The sequence below is a fragment of the Erythrobacter sp. SD-21 genome (genome assembly GCF_000181515.1).
Lineage (GTDB): Bacteria > Pseudomonadota > Alphaproteobacteria > Sphingomonadales > Sphingomonadaceae > Qipengyuania.
The window spans coordinates 154,738-171,706 of record NZ_ABCG01000004.1 but is presented as its reverse complement, the minus strand read 5'-3'; the positions used below and the strand labels follow the sequence as shown (position 1 = coordinate 171,706).

The window sequence follows — 16,969 nt, the reverse complement described above, 5'->3', positions numbered from 1 at the left end:
GTAGAAGCACGCCCGCCTCAACCGGCGGGCGTTTTTCTATGTCCGGCGAAACACCACCGTGAGATTGTTCGCCGGCATTTCATGACGCGCGCTGCGGCTGAACCCATTGCGCGCTGCTAGCTCGTCGACGGTTTCGAGCGAGCGGAGGCCCCAGGCCGCATCGCGGGCCTTGAGACTCGCATCGAAGGAGAGATTGGAAGCGACCGTCTCCGTGCCCTCTTCGAGATACGGGCCGTAGAGGATGATCGGCGCGCCCTTTTCCAGAAGCTTGGCCGCGCCGCGAAAGAGCCCTTCGCTCGCGCTCCAGGGACTGATGTGGATCATGTTGACGCACAGGATCGCATCGGCGGCGTCGATCGGCCAGGTATCATCCGAAGCGTCCAGATCGATCGGCTCCAACAGGTTCGCCAGGCCGGCCTCCCCTGCCCACGAGGCGATCGATTCGAGGGCCGATGCATCTTGGTCGCTCGGTTGCCACCGCAGCATGGGAAAGCGCCGCGCCATGAAGATGGCATGTTCACCCGTCCCGCTGGCGATTTCCAGCACCAGACCGCAATCCGGCAATTCCTTCGCCAGCACTTCGGCGAGTGGCTCGGAATTGCGCGCGGTCGCCGGGGCGTGGCGCTTCAATTGACCTGCCTCTCGCGGCCCTTCCAATAGGGGGCGCGCAGGTCCTTGCGCAGGATCTTGCCGCTGGCGTTGCGGGGCATGACGTCGAGCACGTCGATGCTGCGCGGGACCTTGAAGCCGGCCAGCCGCTCCTTCGTCCAGGCGATGACCGAGGCCTCGTCCAGCTCTTCTCCGGGCTTGAGCACGATGCAGGCCTTCACCGTCTCACCCCAGGTCTCGTCCGGCACGCCGATCACCGCCACTTCGGCAATCTGCGGGTGGCCGTAAATTGCGCTTTCGACCTGCGCCGGATAGACGTTCTCGCCGCCGGAGATGATCATGTCCTTCATCCGGTCCTGGATGTAGACGTAGCCGTCCTCGTCCATGTAGGCGGCATCGCCCGTGTGCATCCAGCCGTCGACCAGCGAGCTTTCGGTCGCTTCGGGCAGATTCCAGTAGCCGGCCATGTTGGAGGGGCTGCGGCAGATCAGTTCGCCGACTTCGCCGCGCGGCAATTCCGCGTCATCCTCTCCGATCACCTTGAGTTCGACACCCGGCACCGCCTTACCCGCGGATTTCATCCGCTGGTTGCCGTCGAGGTCGTGGTCTTCCGGCGGCAGCGCGGCGATGGTGCCGGTGGTCTCGGTCATGCCGTAGCACTGGAGGAAACCGGCATCGGGAATGGTCTTCACCGCTTCGCGCAGCAGGTCGAGCGGGATCGGCGCCGCGCCATAGAGCACGTATTTTATTGCCGACATATCGGTAGTCTTCGCGCGCGGATGCTGGACGACCATCTGCAGCGCCGCAGGTACAATGAAGAGCCGCGTGATGCCCTGCTCGAACCCGTCGAGCACACCGTCCGGCGTGAATTCCTCCTGCACGATCGCGCGGATCCCGCTGCTCATCGCCATGATGCCGAGACCCGTCCCGCCGATATGCGCGCAGGGCATGCAGACGAGAATCGCCTCGTCCTCGTCGAAATGCGACCAGGGCTGGCCCTCCTCCTCGCTCGGTACGCGCAGCGCGAAGAGGTTGCGGTTGGTCAGCACCGCGCCCTTGGGATTACCGGTGGTGCCGGAAGTGTAGAGCTGGAGCACGGCGTCGTCGGGGCCGGCGGGCTCGAACTCCTTTGCAGCCTCGTTCTCGATAGCTCCCTCCGCATCGGGCGTGGAGATCACTTGCGGCGGGCTGTCCATCTGCCCGCAGGCCTTAGCCGCCGCCTCCTCGAAGCCTTCGCCGATGGAAAGCAGCTTCGCGCCTGTGTCGCCGAGGATATAGGCTACTTCGGGCGCGGCCAGCCGCCAGCCGATAGGCACCATCACCGCACCCATGCGGGCAGCCGAATAGAACAGTTCGAAATAGAGCCGCGAATTCTTGCCCAGCCAGGCGACCCGGTCGCCCTTGGCGATACCGCGTGCCGCCAGCATGGCGACGATCTTGCGGCTGCGCTCCTCGAACTCGCCGAAAGTGATGGCCGCGCCATCCTGTTCGAGCGCCGTGTGACCGGGCCTCTCCCTGGCCCAGTGACGAATGAACTGGTCGAAACTCAGTTTCGGCTCTTCTGACATGCGGCTCTCCTCTCGAAGAACATCATGCCACGCATGGCAATGCGCGCAAGGACCCTATTGCCAGCGGCCACCCGCGCGAGCCCGGCGCTCGCGGATCGCCAGCCAGACCAGCAATCCCAGCGGCCCGGCGAGGAAGGTCGTCAGCAGGATCGGTGCCTGCACCAGCCGCGAAAAGCCTTTCGCATCGGCATCGCGCGCAATCCACAGGCCGACGAAGAGGTCGAAGGCGAGATAGTGGATCCAGCCGATGGTCACCCCTCCGTCGCTGGCAAAGATGGAGCGCACACCCTCGATCGTGCTGAAATCCGGCCAGCCGCCGCCCCCGACCGAGTCGAGCGCGCCCGTCAGGATGCCGGCTAGTCCCAGCGCGTAGGCCAGGCAGAGCAGGCCGATGCCGAGATAGAGCACGGCGGCGAGCAGCGCCGGCCAGCGCGGCAAGAGGATCAGCGCCGCCCACATGACGAGCGCGAGCAGGTTGGAGGCGGCAAAAGCGGTCGTCCACATGGCGGTGCCCTTCAGTTCTCGACCAGCGCAGGCAAGGTGTTCGCCACGCGAAGGATAGCGTCGTTATCGTGGACGAAGCGGCCCCGGGCAGCGCGTTTGGCCAGCGCAATCGCCGCCTTTGCAACCATCTGCGACTTGATCCCGCGATACTGGCGATACTTGCCGTGCATGAAGAGATTGGCGACCGGTGCCGCCGCAATGCCGAGCCGCTCGCCCACGCGACGGTCGCTCTCGCGGTCGCCGATCAGCAGGCCCGGGCGAAGGATGTCGAGGCGCGGGAAGCGCAGCCGCGTCAGCTCGCGCTCGGTCTCGCCTTTCACCTTCAGGTAGAAGTTCTTCGATGCGGCATCGGCTCCGACCGAGCTGACTGCGACAAAACGATCGACACCGTTCGCAAGCGCAGCCTTGGCGGTCGCCAGCACGAGGTCCTGGTCGACCGCGCGAAACGCAGCCTCGTCCTCGCCCGACTTCTTCCACGTCGTGCCTAGCGCGCAGATCACCGCTTTGGGGCGTAGCGCCTCGAAGACCTCGTTCCACTTGTCGGGATCGGCGACGAAATATTCGATACGGATGCCTTGCGGGAGCTTTGCCTCGCGGCGGGCGATGGCCTGCAGGCGAATGTCCTCGCGCCCGACGCATTCTTCCATGACCTTGCCCCCGATGAGGCCGGTCGCGCCGACGAGGCACAGGCTCAGTGCGTCAGACATTGGACAGGCCTTCCGGCGCACGCCCGTAGATGCGGCGGCATTGCTCGAGGGCGAAGCGGTCGGTCATCCCGGCGATGAAATCGGCGATGTGGCGGCTCTTGCCCGGGTCGTCCTTAGGCGTGCGTTCGAGCCAGGCGTCGGGCATGGTCGTCGGGTCCTGCTGGTATGCGACGAAGAGCCGCGCCACCACGTCGCGCGCCTTTTCCGCGGTCTGGATCTGCTCGGGGTGGTAATAGAGCCGCTGGTACATGAACTTCTTCATCCGCCGCTCCTCGCCCGCAAGGCTGGGAGAGAAGCCGGCCAGTTGCTTGCCTGCCCCGCGCACCTGCCCGATGCTGTCCATCCCTTGGACATTGGCGCGCGTGTGCTCGATAACGTCGTTGACCATCAGGCCGATCTGGCTGCGCACCAGCTCGCGCAATTGCGTGTCGCGCGGGGCGTTCGGGAAACGCTGTTCCACGCGGCGGAACTGGTCGGCAAGGAAATCGAGTTCCATGAGGTCGTCGAGATCGATGAAACCGGCGCGAAGGCCGTCGTCGATGTCGTGATTGTCATAGGCGATATCGTCCGCCACCGCGGCGACCTGCGCTTCGAGCGAAGGCCAGTCGCCGAGTTCGAGCGGGAAATCGCTATCGATCTCGGTCAGAGCCCAATTGGCCGCGCCGACGGGGCCGTTGTGCTTGGCCATGCCCTCCAGCGTTTCCCAAGTGAGGTTGAGACCCACGTGATCGGGATAGGGGCTTTCGAGCCGCGCCAAAGTGCGGATGCCGTGCGCGTTGTGATCGTAGCCGCCCGCATGGCCCATCGCTTCTTCCAGCGCCTTCTCGCCGGCATGGCCGAAGGGCGGATGACCGATGTCGTGACCGAGGCAGAGCGCTTCGGTGAGGTCTTCGTCCAGCCCCAGTTCGCGGGCGATGACACGGCCGATCTGGGCGACCTCGATGCTGTGCGTCAGCCGCGTGCGGTAGTGGTCGCCATCGGGCGCGACGAACACCTGCGTCTTGGAGCGCAGGCGGCGGAAGGCGATCGAGTGGATGATCCGGTCGCGGTCGCGCTGGAACTCGCTGCGTGGGCCGCGCGCACCGTCGCGGTCTTCGGCGAATTCGCGTCCGCGCGATTGCGCGGGGTCAGCGGCGTAAGGGGCTCTTTCCATTGAGCGGCAAGGCTTAGGTCAGCCGATTCACCGCGACAACGTGAACGAAAAGCGAACGTCAACGCTTTTCGGCAGGAAGGTGCGCCAGTGCGGGTAAATCAGCCGTCCTGCATGATCCAGTCGGTCGCCGCTCGGCAGTGGATGTCGGTGGAATCGAACACCGGCAGGACGTTGGCGTCGGTATCGACCACGAGTTCCAGCTCGGTGCAGGCGAGCACGATGGCGTCCGCGCCTTCCTTGTCCTTCATGGTGATGACCGTCTTAAGCGCGCGCTCCGCATCGCGGGTAACCCGGCCCAGCATCAGTTCCTTGTAGATGATGCCATCGACCAGCTCGACATCGTTCGGGTCGGGCGGGAGCAGGTCCACGCCGTGCGACACCAGCCGCTGGCGATAGAAGCTCTCGGTCATCACGAACCGCGTGCCCAGCAGCGCGGCGTTCTCGCACTTGGCTTCGGCCATGGCCACACCGACCGCATCCGCGATGTGCAGCACGGGGATGGAGATGCCTTCCGCCACGCGGTCGTAGACCTTGTGCATCGTGTTGGCCGCGATGACGATGCCCTGCGCCCCGGCCGCTTCCAGCCGCCGCGCGCTTTCGACGAGGATGGAGGCGATGCCGTCCCAATCGTCTTGGCCCTTGGCGGCCGCAATGCGCGAATAGTCGAGGCTTTCGATCAGCATCGGCGCGCTGGCCATCGGCTGGGCGCGCTTCTGGATCAACCGGTTGATCCGTTCGTAATAGGCGCGGGTGGAAATCCAGCTCATCCCGCCGATGAGACCCAAAGTGCGCAAATGGCGCTCCCTTCTTGCAGAACTGCGCCGCCCCCTGAGCGGCCCCTCATGTTCAAGGGGTTAGAACGGCCTCGCCCTGCGCCGGTTCCATACCGCGGCCCGCTTTCGGCAATTCGGGCGGCACGAGCGCATCGCCGAGCCAGATCATCAGGTCGGTTGCGCTGCGTTCGGGCGCCTCCTCCATCGGAATGTGCCCGATCCCGTCATAGGCGACCAGAGTCGCGCCCGGCAGGTGCTCGGCATACCATTCGCCCGCTGCAAAAGGGATCAGCGCGTCTTCCTTGCCCCACATCACCAGTGTCGGGACTTTCACCCGGCCGATCTCGGCTGCGTCGAAAGCGGTTCGCGGGGCCGAGAAGCGCTTCCGCGTCGCGCCGCGATTGCCGGGATAGCGCGCCAGCTCCCAGTAGCGGTCGATCGCCTCATCGGTCACCGCCTGCTGGTTGGAGACGCTTTGGGAGAGGCTTTTGGCGACAAGGCTGCGCGGGAGCAGCTGGCTGAGCACATCGCCCACTACCGGCATGCCGGCGAGCGTGAAGGCGAGATTGCCGCCGCCCTCGCGCTTGACCGGCGCGCCGCCTGCATCGACCAGCACCAGCGCATCGAGCCGCCAGGGCTTGTCGAGCGCGTAGGCCATCGCGATCCCGCCGCCCATCGAATTGCCCGCCAGCGTGAAGGTGTCGACCCCAAGCTTGTCCGTCACCGCGTCGATATCCGCGCCGAAGCCCTGGGCGCTGTAGTCGTCGTCGGGAGCGGGTCCGGTGAGACCGTGGCCGCGCTGGTCGAAGCGGATCACGCGGTAGTCCTCGCGCAGGATCTCCGCCCATTCCTGCCATGTGTGCAAGTCGGCGTTTGAGCCATGCAGCAGCACGATGACCGGCGCATCGCGCGGTCCCTCGTCGCGCACATGGAGCTCGCGCCCCTCGCCGATGTCGACGAACTGCGAGGGCGCGGCGCCATACTTGGCGCGCATTTCGGCAGGATCGGTGTCGGGCACCCGCAGCACGAGGAACGCCACCACCAGCAGCGCCGCTATCACGCCCAATCCGCGCCAGACCCACTTCATTCGATTGCTCCCCGTTCAGTTTCGCGCGCGCTAGGCTTAAGGATGGAGCGCATGGAGCACAGTCCTGGAAAGAGATTTCCCGGACGGCTCGCGGCCCCGACCCTCGCGAATTTTGGCACCTTGTTCATGGCATCCCCATAGCTCCCATGGCTCGGGGTAGGAAAGTCAGCGCGCCGGCATTTCCGCGATCCAGCGCCGCACGGCCTCGGTCCCTTCCTCGTCCACCGTGGCCTTGCCGAGTTCGGGCATGGCGACACCGGGCTCGTTGCTGAGCATCCGGTGGAGCAGGATCGACTGGTCCGGCTCGCCCGGCACGACGTCGAAGAGATGCGCGCCGGCCCCGCGTCCGGCGGCAACGGGCCGCTTCATCACGCCGAGCGCTTTCGGGTCGTCCTGCTCCCAGCGCAGGTCCAGCCCGCTGTTCGAAGCGGTCGCGCCCGGCCTGTGGCAATGCGCGCAATTGACGTCGAGATAGGCACGCGCGGCGGCCTCAGCGCTGGCCTGATCGCGGTCTTCCCAATCGGGCATTGCGCCCCCATCCGCCGGAGACAGGGCGAAACTGGCTTCTATCCATTCGGCAGACAGGTTGCGCGCTTTGGGGCCGATGGGAGTTACCGCACCGTCCAGCCCGTGGCATTCCTTGCATTGGTTCTTGTTCGGCACACGGTAGCTGATTGCCTCGCCCTTCGGCGTGGTGAGGTCGATACGCGCGCCCGCGACAGCCAGTTCCGCCTCGGTTTGCTCCGCGTTCCACAGATAAGGAAGCGCCAGCCAACCATCGGCCCGATGCAGCAGCACGCGCGTTTCGATTAGCCGCCTGTCCGCGCCATTGCCAAAGGCAAAGGTCTTGATGAGCGCGCTGCCGACGGGAAATTGCAGCAGCCCGTCGTTGGCCACCGTGACTTGCTCGCCCATCGGGACATAGACAAAGCGAAGCTTCTCGGCTCCGTCCGAATAGAGCGGTGTGTTGAGCCGATAGGGCATGACCCGATAGGCAGGCACCTGTTTCGGACCATCTTCAAAAAACCGGAACTGTGACAGCAGGCGCGGGAGGCTCTTTTCGACCACCGCACTGTCGTTGACCTGATGCATTGGCAGCGTCGTCGCCCGCACGCCGAACGCCGCCGCGAACGACGCGCCAGCAAGAAGAAGGATGGCGAGGTGTCGCGTCACTTCAGCCGCGTCTCCAGTTCGGCCGGAGCGCCAATGCCGCTGGCGTCGAAGGCGCTGGCCGGCGGTTCGACCGTGAGCGGCGCAGGCCGCGCGGCGCCCAGCCCCTTGCCCTGCTCGGTCAGGTTCAGCGTCCAGCCCGGCGTGCCCTCGGCCACGTAAAGGCTGCCGAGGCCGTCCCACATGACCGGCGGCAATTCGCCTCCGAAGGCCGCCGTCAGCATCTCCGCCCCGTCCAGCTGCGGATCGTAGCCGCCGCCGTCGAAGGCGTTTTCGCCCACCACGATATTGCGCGCGAGGGGATTGTACCGCTCGTCGTCATAGGGCTGGACATAGGCGATCACCATGACCGGCGCCGTCGGGTTGCCGGAGAGGATATTGTCCTCGATCAGCACGTTCTCATTGGCCATCACCATGATGCCCGTGCCGCGCCGCACCCCGGCGACGATATTGCCCGGAGGCGCGAAATTGGGTGTGTCGTTGGCGACGACGAGGTTGTTCCGCACGATCACATTGCCGCCGCCCATCACGGGCAGGTCGGGCAGGTCGAAGACGAGGATGCCGCCCGTGTTGCGGGTGGCGACATTATGCTCGACCAGCGCGTTGCGGCTGTTTTCGATCTCGATCCCGGCGACATTGGCCTCGGCGATCGAATTGCGCACGGTGATGCGGTCGGACTGGCCGACATAGATGCCCGCATCGCTGGCACCGGTGACTTTCACGCCGTCCACCAGCACGCCGGTGCTCTCGACCGGGTAAATGGCATAGGCGCCGTTTTCGGGGTGCGGTCCGCGCGTCCAGGTGACGCGCAGGCGGTGGTAGACGATGTTGTCCGCGCCCTTGGACTTGATCCCGTCGCCCTTGGGATTCTCGACCGCGAAATCGCGCAAGGTGACGTTGTCGCTGGTGACGAGCAGCCCCTCGCCCGCGCCGGCCTGGGTGGTAAAATCGAGCACGGTGCCGTCCATCCCGGCCCCGCGCACAGTCACGTTGTCGACATCGAGGCTGAGCCCGTCGGTCAGCGTGTAGCGGCCTGCTTCGAGCACGATCTCGTCGCCCGGCTCGGCAAGGATCAGCGCTTCCTGCAGCCGCTCCTGCGCGCCGTCGCCCGGCGTGATGGTGTGGGTCTCGGCGGCCAGCGGGCTGGCCCCGGCCAGCAAGGCGGCGAAAATGGCAATGCGCGTCATGTCTCTCTCCCTCTCAGCGCACCATAGTGCCGAGAAGGGAGCGTATTGCAAGCGCGTCTAACGCGCCGTGAACGAGCAGATGGCGGCCGAGGTGCCAACGACCTCGATCAGTTCGCGGTCCTCGACCGAGCGGATGCGCTCGAGGAATTCGACCGTGCTGGTGGGAAGGCCCGCCTCCGCCTCGCGTTCGCCGATACGTTCGAGCTCGCGCAACTGCGAGATGGTGAGGCGTTCGGAGAGGCGCGTGCCCATGCAGGCGGCGACGGGTTGCGGCACCCCGCGCGTCACCAGCGCGCTTTCGATACGGCCCGCGGTCACCCGCTCGAAGCCGCCGAAATAGCTCCACAGGCCCATGCCGATTATCGCCAGCACGGCGATCCAGATGATTGCCTTGCGCATGATCCTAGTCGAGCGCCTTCACGATTTCCTCGACCATCTTCTTCGCATCGGAGAGCAGCATCATGGTCTGGTCCATGTAGAAGACATCGTTGTCGACCCCGGCATAGCCCACGCCGCCCATCGAACGCTTGATGAAGAACACCTGCTTGGCCTTGTCCACGTCGAACACCGGCATGCCGTAGATGGGGCTCGACTTGTCGGTCTTGGCCGCCGGGTTCACCACGTCGTTCGCGCCGATGATGAAGGCGACGTCGGCCTGCGCGAATTCGCTGTTGATGTCCTCCAGCTCGAAGACGCTTTCGTAAGGAACGCTGGCTTCTGCGAGGAGCACGTTCATATGCCCCGGCATACGCCCGGCAACGGGGTGGATGGCGTATTTCACCTCCACGCCCTTTTCTTCGAGCAGGTCGGCCATTTCGCGAAGCGCGTGCTGGGCCTGCGCCACCGCCATGCCATAGCCGGGGATGATGATGACCTTTTCCGCCTGTTCGAGCATGAAGGCCGCATCGGCTGCGCTGCCCTGCTTGTAGGGGCGCTGCTCCTTCGCCTCGCCGCCGCCTGCGCCGCCGTCGTCCGCGCCAAAGCCGCCCGCGATCACGGAGATGAAGCTGCGGTTCATCGCGCGGCACATGATGTAGCTGAGGATCGCGCCCGAAGAGCCCACCAGTGCCCCAGTGATGATCATCGCCGTGTTGCCAAGCGTAAAGCCCATCGCCGCCGCCGCCCAACCCGAATAGGAGTTCAGCATCGATACCACGACCGGCATGTCCGCTCCGCCGATGGGGATAATCAGCAGGAAGCCGATGAGGAAGGCCAGCACCGTCAACGCGATAATCAGCGGCATGGTCTCGGCTGGGCCAGCCATGGCGAAGAGCGCGGTGAGCGCAATGATCGCCGCCAGCGTGCCGAGATTGATGATATGCCGCGCGGGCAGCAGGATCGGCGAACCGCTCATCCGGCCCGAAAGCTTGGCAAAGGCGATGACAGAACCGGAGAAGGTGATCGCACCGATGGCGATGCCGAGACCCATCTCTACTTTGGAAACCGCGCCGATGCTGTCGCCCACGAGCAACCCGAAGGCGCCCGGATTGAGATAGGCCGCCCAGCCCACCAGCACTGCGGCGAGGCCGACAAGCGAGTGGAAGGCCGCGACCAGTTCCGGCATTGCGGTCATCGCAATGCGGCGGGCGATGCTGATACCAATTATCGCACCGATGGCGATGGCCGCCATAATTTCGCCGACGACAGTCCAGTCAATCCATATCCCGTCCGTGCAAAAACCAGCAAAGCCCGTTTCGCTCTCAGCAGCAAGCCGAGCGCAATTGCCGTCCGAATAATGCGGCCAATGCGTCACCAGCGTCGTCACCACCGCGATCAGCATACCGATCATGCCGAAGCGGTTGCCCGTCCGGCTCGTTGCGGGCGAGGACAGGCCGCGCAGCGCGAGGATGAAGAACACGCCCGACACGAGATAGGCGAGCGCCACCCACGGGTTCACCGCTTCACCGGTTGCGGCATGAGCAGGCGCGGCAAGCAACACAAATGGCGCGGCAAGGAGAAGGCGACGCATCACTTCTTCTCCTTCTTCTTGTACATCGCCAGCATTCGCGCCGTCACCGCAAAGCCGCCGAAGATGTTCACGCTGGCGAGCACGATGCCGAGCAGCCCCAGCCACTTCGCCCCCGGCACATCCGCCGCCGCCGCCGCAATCAGCGCGCCGACGATGATCACGGAGGAGATCGCATTGGTCACCGCCATCAACGGCGTGTGCAGCGCGGGCGTGACCGACCAGACCACGTAATAGCCGACGAAACACGCCAGCACGAAGATCGACAGGATCGAAATGAAGTCCATAGTGTGCCTATCCCGGAACGTAGAATGCTCTCGCCGATGTCTTGCCAAGGATCACCGGACGTATCGGTAGGGGCCGAACAACTTCGAACTGCGCACCATCTTTGGTCATGGAAGTCACCCTGAACCGGCCTCCGAATAACTCCAGTTCGCCATCTGGCCCCAGCTCGTAGCGGTCGTAGGAAATCGTCTCGGCCTCGCTGCCCTGACCGATCCTCAACGCGACGAATACGACGTCCTTTTTCGGGAGTGCGCGGCGCAGAACAAACCGCATGGTGTAGTCCACGGGATAGGGCCGCTCAGTCGAAAGGGTGTAAGGAACGGGTTCGTCCAGCGCGCGCCAATCATTGCCCCGCTCCTGCATGACCGGAAATACCGAAGCCTCGCCACCGGTGGTCATAGCGCGGTCGAAAACGCCGTCACGATCATCGTCTCGCAGACATACGAAGACGCGCACCATCCTGTCATATTGGGGTGGGGCATCAGGATCCTTGTTGGACGACGCACAATAGGCAATTCCATCGCTGCTAGCTGCCTGAAACAACACAGTATCGGCAGCCAGGTAGCGCGTCATGACGCTTCCGGGCACAGCGATCTTCCGTGGCAGCGTTACAGTGACACCTGACACGACCGGCACGGTGTAGAAGGCATCGTTCTCATCTACGAAGCCCTCGGCTGCTTCGCCGCCATCGGGTGCGGTAACGAACAGTGGCACGATAGACGATCGCGCACTGGCGGACAGCGTAGAAGCGCAGAAGATCGCAACAACGGCAGTCGAGAGGATAGAGAGACGCTTCATGTGAGCCTCTCGCTCACGACCTTGCCACCCTGCGTCAGCCGCACGGCATTGCCGATTTCATCGTCGAGGATGGGCTTGCCCGCCTCATTATCCCAGAAAGCGGAAAGGAAGTTGAACAAATTGCGCGCGAACAGCGCCGAGGCGTCGGCTGCCAGATGCGTTGCGGTGTTGGAGAAACCGATGATCTTGACGCCGTGCTTAACTACGGTCTCGTCGGGAGAGGATCCCTCGACATTGCCGCCCTGCGCCACGGCAAGGTCGAAGATCACGCTGCCCGGCTTCATCGAAGCAATCTGAGCATCCGAAATCAGGCGCGGGGCTGGACGCCCAGGGATCAGCGCGGTGGTGATGACGATGTCCTGCTTGGCGATGTGGCTGGAGACCAGTTCGGCCTGCGCCTTCTGGTATTCCTCGCTCATTTCGGCGGCGTAGCCGCCCGAGCCTTCGCCCTCAATGCCTGCGACTTCCTCGACGAAGACCGGCTTCGCGCCGAGCGACTGGATTTGCTCCTTGGTGGCCGAGCGCACATCCGTCGCGCTGACCTGCGCGCCGAGCCGCTTGGCAGTCGCAATCGCCTGCAGGCCCGCCACGCCCACGCCCATCACGAAAACCTTGGCCGCCTGCACCGTGCCCGCGGCGGTCATCATCATGGGGAAGGCGCGGCCATATTCGTTGGCAGCGGTCAGCACCGCCTTGTAACCGGCGAGGTTCGACTGGCTCGAAAGCACGTCCATGCTCTGCGCACGCGTGATGCGTGGCATGAATTCCATCGAAAGCGCCTCGAAGCCGGCCTTGGCATAGGCCTCGACCAGTTCGCCATTGCGGAAGGGATCGAAGGTCGCTGCGACCCATGCACCGGGTTTCGCGCCTGCCAGCGCAGCTACATCGGGCGCCTGTACGCCGAGCACGATATCCGCGCCCTCGACAGCCTTGGGGCCGGTGGCAACCTCGGCCCCGGCCTCCCTATAGGCTTCGTCGGGTATCGAGGCGGCGTGACCCGCCCCCTCCTCGACCGCGATGGTGGCGCCCAGGGCGGTGAATTTCTTCACCGTTTCGGGCGTGATGGCGACCCGGCTTTCACCGGGCGCCCGCTCTTTCAGCACCGCGATCCGCAACGGCGCGCCTTAGCTCGAGATCAGCACGACGACGACGGCCGTGACCACGGCAAGCAGCGGAACGGTCCACTTCAGCATGCCGATGAAGGAGCCGTAGGTCTTTTCGTGCGCCTTACGGTCGTTGGCGGAATTCATATCTCTATTACCCTTGCTGGCAGTGTCGTTGTTGGATCGGGGGTCTATCTCGCACATGCCATCCCGGCAAGAGCATAGGCAGGGCCTTCTCCACACGCGAGGCGGCGCCGCAAACGGCCTTAATCGCGCCTTTACCCATTTCCGCTAGCTTTCTGGATGTGATGCGCATGCCATTTTCGGCAAGCGCCCAAGGAGGAGGTCGAGCGCAATGGCGACAGAGGAAGCCCGCCTGTTGATGCTGGTCGACGACGAACCGGCGCAAGCCCGCGTGATTGCCTCCCTCGCCACCCGCGAGGGCTGGCGCGCGCTGACGGTCGACAATTGCGAAGACGCACTGCAAATGCTGGGTTCCGAAGAGGGGCAGGGCATCGACACCATCCTGCTTGACGGGCGTGTCCCTGGCGAGAACGCCTGCGATTTCATCGGCCGGATCAAGGCAAAGCGCCCCGAAGTCGCCGTCCTCATGCTCACCGCCAGCACTTCGCCGCTGCTTGCCGTCGAGGCGATGCGCGCGGGCGCCAACGACTATCTCGTCAAACCCGTCGCGCCCGAACGTCTTGCCGTCGCGCTCAAGAGCGCCACACGGCTTGCCGCAGCGCGGGACGAGTTGCAGCCGCTTTCCGAAAAGCTGCCCTCGATTCTCGAATTCGACGCCATGGTCGGCTCGGACGCGACCTTCCGCACCGCCATCGCCAAGGCGGCCACCGCCGCGCGCGGGCATGGCCACGTGCTGGTCGAGGGCGAGAGCGGCACGGGCAAGGAAATGCTGCTCGGCGCGATCCAGCACGCCTCCGGCCGATCCAAGGCGGAAACGCGCCGCATCAATTGCGAAGGCCTGCCGCACAACACGCTCGAATCGCTTCTGTTCGGCCATGAAAAGGGAGCCTTCGCCGGCGCCTTCGACCGGCAGGAAGGCGCGCTCGCCGCCTGTGACGGCGGCACGCTTGTCCTCGACGGGATCGACACGCTCGCGGCCGAAATTCAGGATCGGTTGGCCGAAGTGCTCGAAACTGCCGTCGTGCGCCCGACAGGCGCGGCTCACGGCTTCCGGATCGACGTACGAGTCCTTGCCGCGAGCAACCGCCCGCTGGTGGCGCTAGCCGAGCACGGCCGGTTCTCGCAAGCGCTGTGCGACACGCTTTCGGCGACGCGGATCGTTCTGCCGCCGCTGCGCGAGAGGGCGGGCGATATCCCGGCCCTCACCCGCTATTTCCTGTCCGAGATCGGCGGTTTGGAGGGTATGAAGCGCCATTCGATCGCCGACAGCGGGCTCTCGCTGCTCGAAGCTTACGACTGGCCGGGCAATGTCCGCCAGCTGCAGACCGTGCTGTTTCGCGCCTGTGTCCACGAACAGCGTGAGGCGCTCACCGCGCACAGCTTCCCGCACTTGAACGAATTGCTCGGCGATGCCGACCGCGGCGAGAGCAAGGCCCGCGGCCTCGGCGTGCTGCTTTACGAGAACGACGGCAATATCCGCGCGCTGGAAGATATCGAGGCCGACATCATCCGCCTTGCCATCGGACATTATCGGGGCAAGATGACGGAAGTCGCTCGCCGCCTCGGCATCGGTCGCTCGACGCTCTATCGCAAGCTCCACGAACTCGGGATCGACAACGCGGCTTAAGGCTGGCATTGGACCGTCCACGCATTCGAGGAGCTTGTCAGGTGAACTAAGGCCACCGCCGCGGCGGATATGATACGATCCGGGACCATGGAGTCCCGTTCTGCCTCACCTGAATTTCCTGGAAGTGATCCCATGCAAAAATTGAACGACACGCTCTGCGTGGTAACCGGCGGCGCGCGCGGCATCGGCAAGGCCGTGTGCGCGGCTTTTCTAGCGGAAGGCGCGCGGGTCGTGCTGACCGATATCGACGCAGAGGAAGGCCGCAAGGCGGCCGCAGAACTCGGGTGCGAATTCGAGAAATTGGACGTCGCCAGCGAGGCGGACTGGAACGCCTTTGCCGATGCCTATCCCGCGATCGACGTGCTGGTGAACAACGCCGGCATCACCGGCTTCGAGGACGGCCCTGCCGCCCACGATCCCGAAAACGCCAGCCTTGCCGAATGGCACCGCGTCCATGCGGTGAACACCGATGGCTGCTTCCTCGGCTGCCGCTATGCCTTGAGAGCCATGAAAGCGAAGGGCGCGGGCTCGATCATCAACATGTCCTCGCGCTCTGGCCTCGTCGGGATACTCGGCGCGGCGGCCTATGCGGCGAGCAAGGCGGCGATCCGCAACCACTCCAAATCGGTTGCGCTCTATTCCGCGCAAAACGGCTGGGCGATCCGCTGCAATTCGATCCACCCCGCCGCGATCCTGACCGAGATCTGGGAACCGATGCTGGGCGACGGGCCCGACCGCGAGGAAAAGATGGCCGCGCTGGTCGCCGACACGCCGATGAAACGCTTCGGCACGGTGGAGGAGGTCGCCGCGCTCTGCGTATACCTCGCTTCGCCGGAAAGCGGCTACATGACCGGCGCAGAGCTCACGCTGGACGGCGGCCTCCTTGCAGGCAGCGCCGCCTCGCCCGGAAGCTAGCCCGGAAGGTCCGAAAAATCGGTCAGCGCCGCGTCGCGCAAGCCCCGCCAGACATTGCGCGCCTGGACGGTTTCGGGGACATCGTGGACGCGGATAAGCTGAACGCCGGCATCCATGCCCTTGAGCGCCAGCGCGAGGCTGCCGCCGAGGCGGTTGTCGGCATCCTCTTCCTTGCTCATCGCCCCGATCATGCGCTTGCGGCTCGCGCCCAGCATGAGCGGGTGGCCGAGCGCGTGGAACAGCTGCAGCGCGTTGATGAGGAGGAGGTTCTCGGCGAGGCTCTTGCCGAAACCGATGCCGGGGTCGAGCAGGATGCGGCTCGCGTCGATTCCGGCCTCCAGCGCCTCGTCGCGGCGATTGCGGAGCTCGTCGAAGACGTCGAATACGACGTTGTCGTAGTCGCCGTCCTCGTGGAGGTCCTCGCCCCGCCCCGGCGCGTGCATCAGCACGACGGGGCAACCGCGCGCCGCGACCACTTCGGCGCTGCGCGGATCGTGCGTGAGGCCCGAGACATCGTTCACGAGAGCTGCGCCCGCATCGAGCGCGGCTTCCATCACCGCGGCCTTGCGCGTGTCGACACTAACTGCCGCGCCCATGGCCGCGCAAGCCTCGATCGCGGGGACGACGCGCTCGATCTCGTCGCCTTCCCAGACGGGCCTTGCGCCGGGCCGCGTGCTTTCGCCGCCGATGTCGATGATGCTAGCGCCCGTCTCGACCATCGCCGCCGCATGCTCGCGCGCGGCCTCGGCGTCATCAGCCAAGCCGCCGTCGCTGAAGCTGTCGGGCGTGACGTTGAGAATGCCCATCACCTGCGGCTGGTCGAGCCGCACCGTGCGCGCGCCCAGCTCCAGCGCCGGATGCGCGAGGGTAAGATTCGCCCACTGGCTTTCCGCATCGGCAGCGACAGTGTCGGGCAGATGCCCCAGCACCTCGGCCATGGTGTCGGGCGCCGCCAGCCATCGCTCCGCAACCGCGCCATCGCGGCGCAGGATCACGGCAAAGCGGCTGGCATAGACCATGCCGCCCGCCAGCCGGATAGCGTTGCCATGCTCGGCCTGCGGACCGGGAACGAAGCCCAGGGGGCGGATATAGATGCTGTCAGTCATGTTGGGGCTGCCCTAGCGAAACGCCGACAGGATGGAACACATGGAACACGTCCCTGGGCGGAAAAAGGGGCGTAGCGGATCGCGGATTGTAAGTGGCGCAAGTTCAAGGTGGGAAGGCAGATGGGCATCGCATGCGGTGATAGCGTGATGAAACCCTGTAGGACAATCTTCGAAATCGGGACCCTGCCTAAGATGGAGCAAACCAACATGAAAAGCCTAACATTTGTTATTTAAGGCTTCTTTCTCAATAAACCATAGGAACGATCC

Annotated in this window: 18 protein-coding genes; 2 read left to right on the top strand and 16 right to left on the bottom strand. The window is 64.9% G+C overall.

Going from position 1 to position 16,969, the window contains the following annotated elements; all coding sequences use genetic code 11:
• Nucleotides 1–36 precede the first annotated feature (36 nt).
• The 15 genes from ED21_RS08720 to ED21_RS15115 all read right to left on the bottom strand — a co-directional run bounded on the left by ED21_RS08720 (nucleotide 37) and on the right by ED21_RS15115 (nucleotide 13,057).
• Nucleotides 37–630, bottom strand: coding sequence for a DUF938 domain-containing protein (locus ED21_RS08720; protein ID WP_006833508.1), 594 nt, complete (start codon nucleotides 628–630; stop codon nucleotides 37–39).
• Nucleotides 627–2,177: a fatty acid--CoA ligase gene (locus ED21_RS08715; RefSeq protein WP_006833507.1), complete on the bottom strand. Its 1,551-nt coding sequence runs from the start codon at nucleotides 2,175–2,177 to the stop codon at nucleotides 627–629. The genes ED21_RS08720 and ED21_RS08715 overlap by 4 nt, the downstream gene beginning before the upstream one ends.
• A 54-nt stretch (nucleotides 2,178–2,231) precedes the next feature.
• Nucleotides 2,232–2,681 (bottom strand): ABA4-like family protein, encoded by a 450-nt coding sequence (locus ED21_RS08710; RefSeq protein ID WP_006833506.1) that lies wholly within the window; start codon nucleotides 2,679–2,681, stop codon nucleotides 2,232–2,234.
• 11 nt (nucleotides 2,682–2,692) lie between these two features.
• Nucleotides 2,693–3,388 carry an NAD(P)H-binding protein gene (locus tag ED21_RS08705; protein WP_006833505.1) on the bottom strand — a complete coding sequence of 232 codons (696 nt, stop codon included), beginning with the start codon at nucleotides 3,386–3,388 and terminating at the stop codon, nucleotides 2,693–2,695.
• Nucleotides 3,381–4,541: a deoxyguanosinetriphosphate triphosphohydrolase gene (locus ED21_RS08700; RefSeq protein WP_006833504.1), complete on the bottom strand. Its 1,161-nt coding sequence runs from the start codon at nucleotides 4,539–4,541 to the stop codon at nucleotides 3,381–3,383. The genes ED21_RS08705 and ED21_RS08700 overlap by 8 nt, the downstream gene beginning before the upstream one ends.
• Before the next feature lie 98 nt (nucleotides 4,542–4,639).
• Entirely contained in the window at nucleotides 4,640–5,335 is a 696-nt protein-coding gene (locus ED21_RS08695) for an aspartate/glutamate racemase family protein (protein ID WP_083800421.1), read from the bottom strand.
• A 52-nt stretch (nucleotides 5,336–5,387) separates the two neighbouring features.
• Nucleotides 5,388–6,401 carry an alpha/beta fold hydrolase gene (locus ED21_RS08690; RefSeq protein ID WP_006833502.1) on the bottom strand — a complete coding sequence of 338 codons (1,014 nt, stop codon included), beginning with the start codon at nucleotides 6,399–6,401 and terminating at the stop codon, nucleotides 5,388–5,390.
• Between the two features lie 165 nt (nucleotides 6,402–6,566).
• Nucleotides 6,567–7,574 carry an SO2930 family diheme c-type cytochrome gene (locus ED21_RS08685; RefSeq protein ID WP_006833501.1) on the bottom strand — a complete coding sequence of 336 codons (1,008 nt, stop codon included), beginning with the start codon at nucleotides 7,572–7,574 and terminating at the stop codon, nucleotides 6,567–6,569.
• Nucleotides 7,571–8,758: a parallel beta-helix domain-containing protein gene (locus ED21_RS08680; RefSeq protein WP_006833500.1), complete on the bottom strand. Its 1,188-nt coding sequence runs from the start codon at nucleotides 8,756–8,758 to the stop codon at nucleotides 7,571–7,573. The genes ED21_RS08685 and ED21_RS08680 overlap by 4 nt, the downstream gene beginning before the upstream one ends.
• Nucleotides 8,759–8,815: 57 nt before the next feature.
• Nucleotides 8,816–9,157: a hypothetical protein gene (locus tag ED21_RS08675; protein ID WP_006833499.1), complete on the bottom strand. Its 342-nt coding sequence runs from the start codon at nucleotides 9,155–9,157 to the stop codon at nucleotides 8,816–8,818.
• 4 nt (nucleotides 9,158–9,161) lie between these two features.
• On the bottom strand, nucleotides 9,162–10,727 hold the full coding sequence (locus ED21_RS08670) for an NAD(P)(+) transhydrogenase (Re/Si-specific) subunit beta (RefSeq protein WP_233995724.1): 1,566 nt from the start codon (nucleotides 10,725–10,727) through the stop codon (nucleotides 9,162–9,164).
• Entirely contained in the window at nucleotides 10,727–11,011 is a 285-nt protein-coding gene (locus ED21_RS08665; protein ID WP_006833497.1) for an NAD(P) transhydrogenase subunit alpha, read from the bottom strand. The genes ED21_RS08670 and ED21_RS08665 overlap by 1 nt, the downstream gene beginning before the upstream one ends.
• A gap of 7 nt (nucleotides 11,012–11,018) precedes the next feature.
• Nucleotides 11,019–11,807, bottom strand: coding sequence for a hypothetical protein (locus ED21_RS08660; RefSeq protein ID WP_006833496.1), 789 nt, complete (start codon nucleotides 11,805–11,807; stop codon nucleotides 11,019–11,021).
• On the bottom strand, nucleotides 11,804–12,922 hold the full coding sequence (locus ED21_RS08655; protein ID WP_006833495.1) for a Re/Si-specific NAD(P)(+) transhydrogenase subunit alpha: 1,119 nt from the start codon (nucleotides 12,920–12,922) through the stop codon (nucleotides 11,804–11,806). The genes ED21_RS08660 and ED21_RS08655 overlap by 4 nt, the downstream gene beginning before the upstream one ends.
• 9 nt (nucleotides 12,923–12,931) lie before the next feature.
• The gene (locus ED21_RS15115; protein ID WP_006833494.1) at nucleotides 12,932–13,057 is read right to left on the bottom strand and encodes an aa3-type cytochrome c oxidase subunit IV; all 126 of its coding nucleotides are present in this window, start codon (nucleotides 13,055–13,057) and stop codon (nucleotides 12,932–12,934) included.
• Nucleotides 13,058–13,265: 208 nt separating this feature from the next.
• Between ED21_RS15115 and ED21_RS08650 the strand changes: the two genes are divergently transcribed.
• Entirely contained in the window at nucleotides 13,266–14,681 is a 1,416-nt protein-coding gene (locus ED21_RS08650; protein ID WP_006833493.1) for a sigma-54 dependent transcriptional regulator, read from the top strand.
• 132 nt (nucleotides 14,682–14,813) lie between these two features.
• Entirely contained in the window at nucleotides 14,814–15,596 is a 783-nt protein-coding gene (locus tag ED21_RS08645) for an SDR family oxidoreductase (RefSeq protein ID WP_006833492.1), read from the top strand.
• Here ED21_RS08645 and folP read toward each other — a convergent pair.
• Nucleotides 15,593–16,702: a dihydropteroate synthase gene (gene folP, locus ED21_RS08640; protein WP_006833491.1), complete on the bottom strand. Its 1,110-nt coding sequence runs from the start codon at nucleotides 16,700–16,702 to the stop codon at nucleotides 15,593–15,595. The genes ED21_RS08645 and folP overlap by 4 nt on opposite strands.
• Nucleotides 16,703–16,969 lie beyond the last annotated feature (267 nt).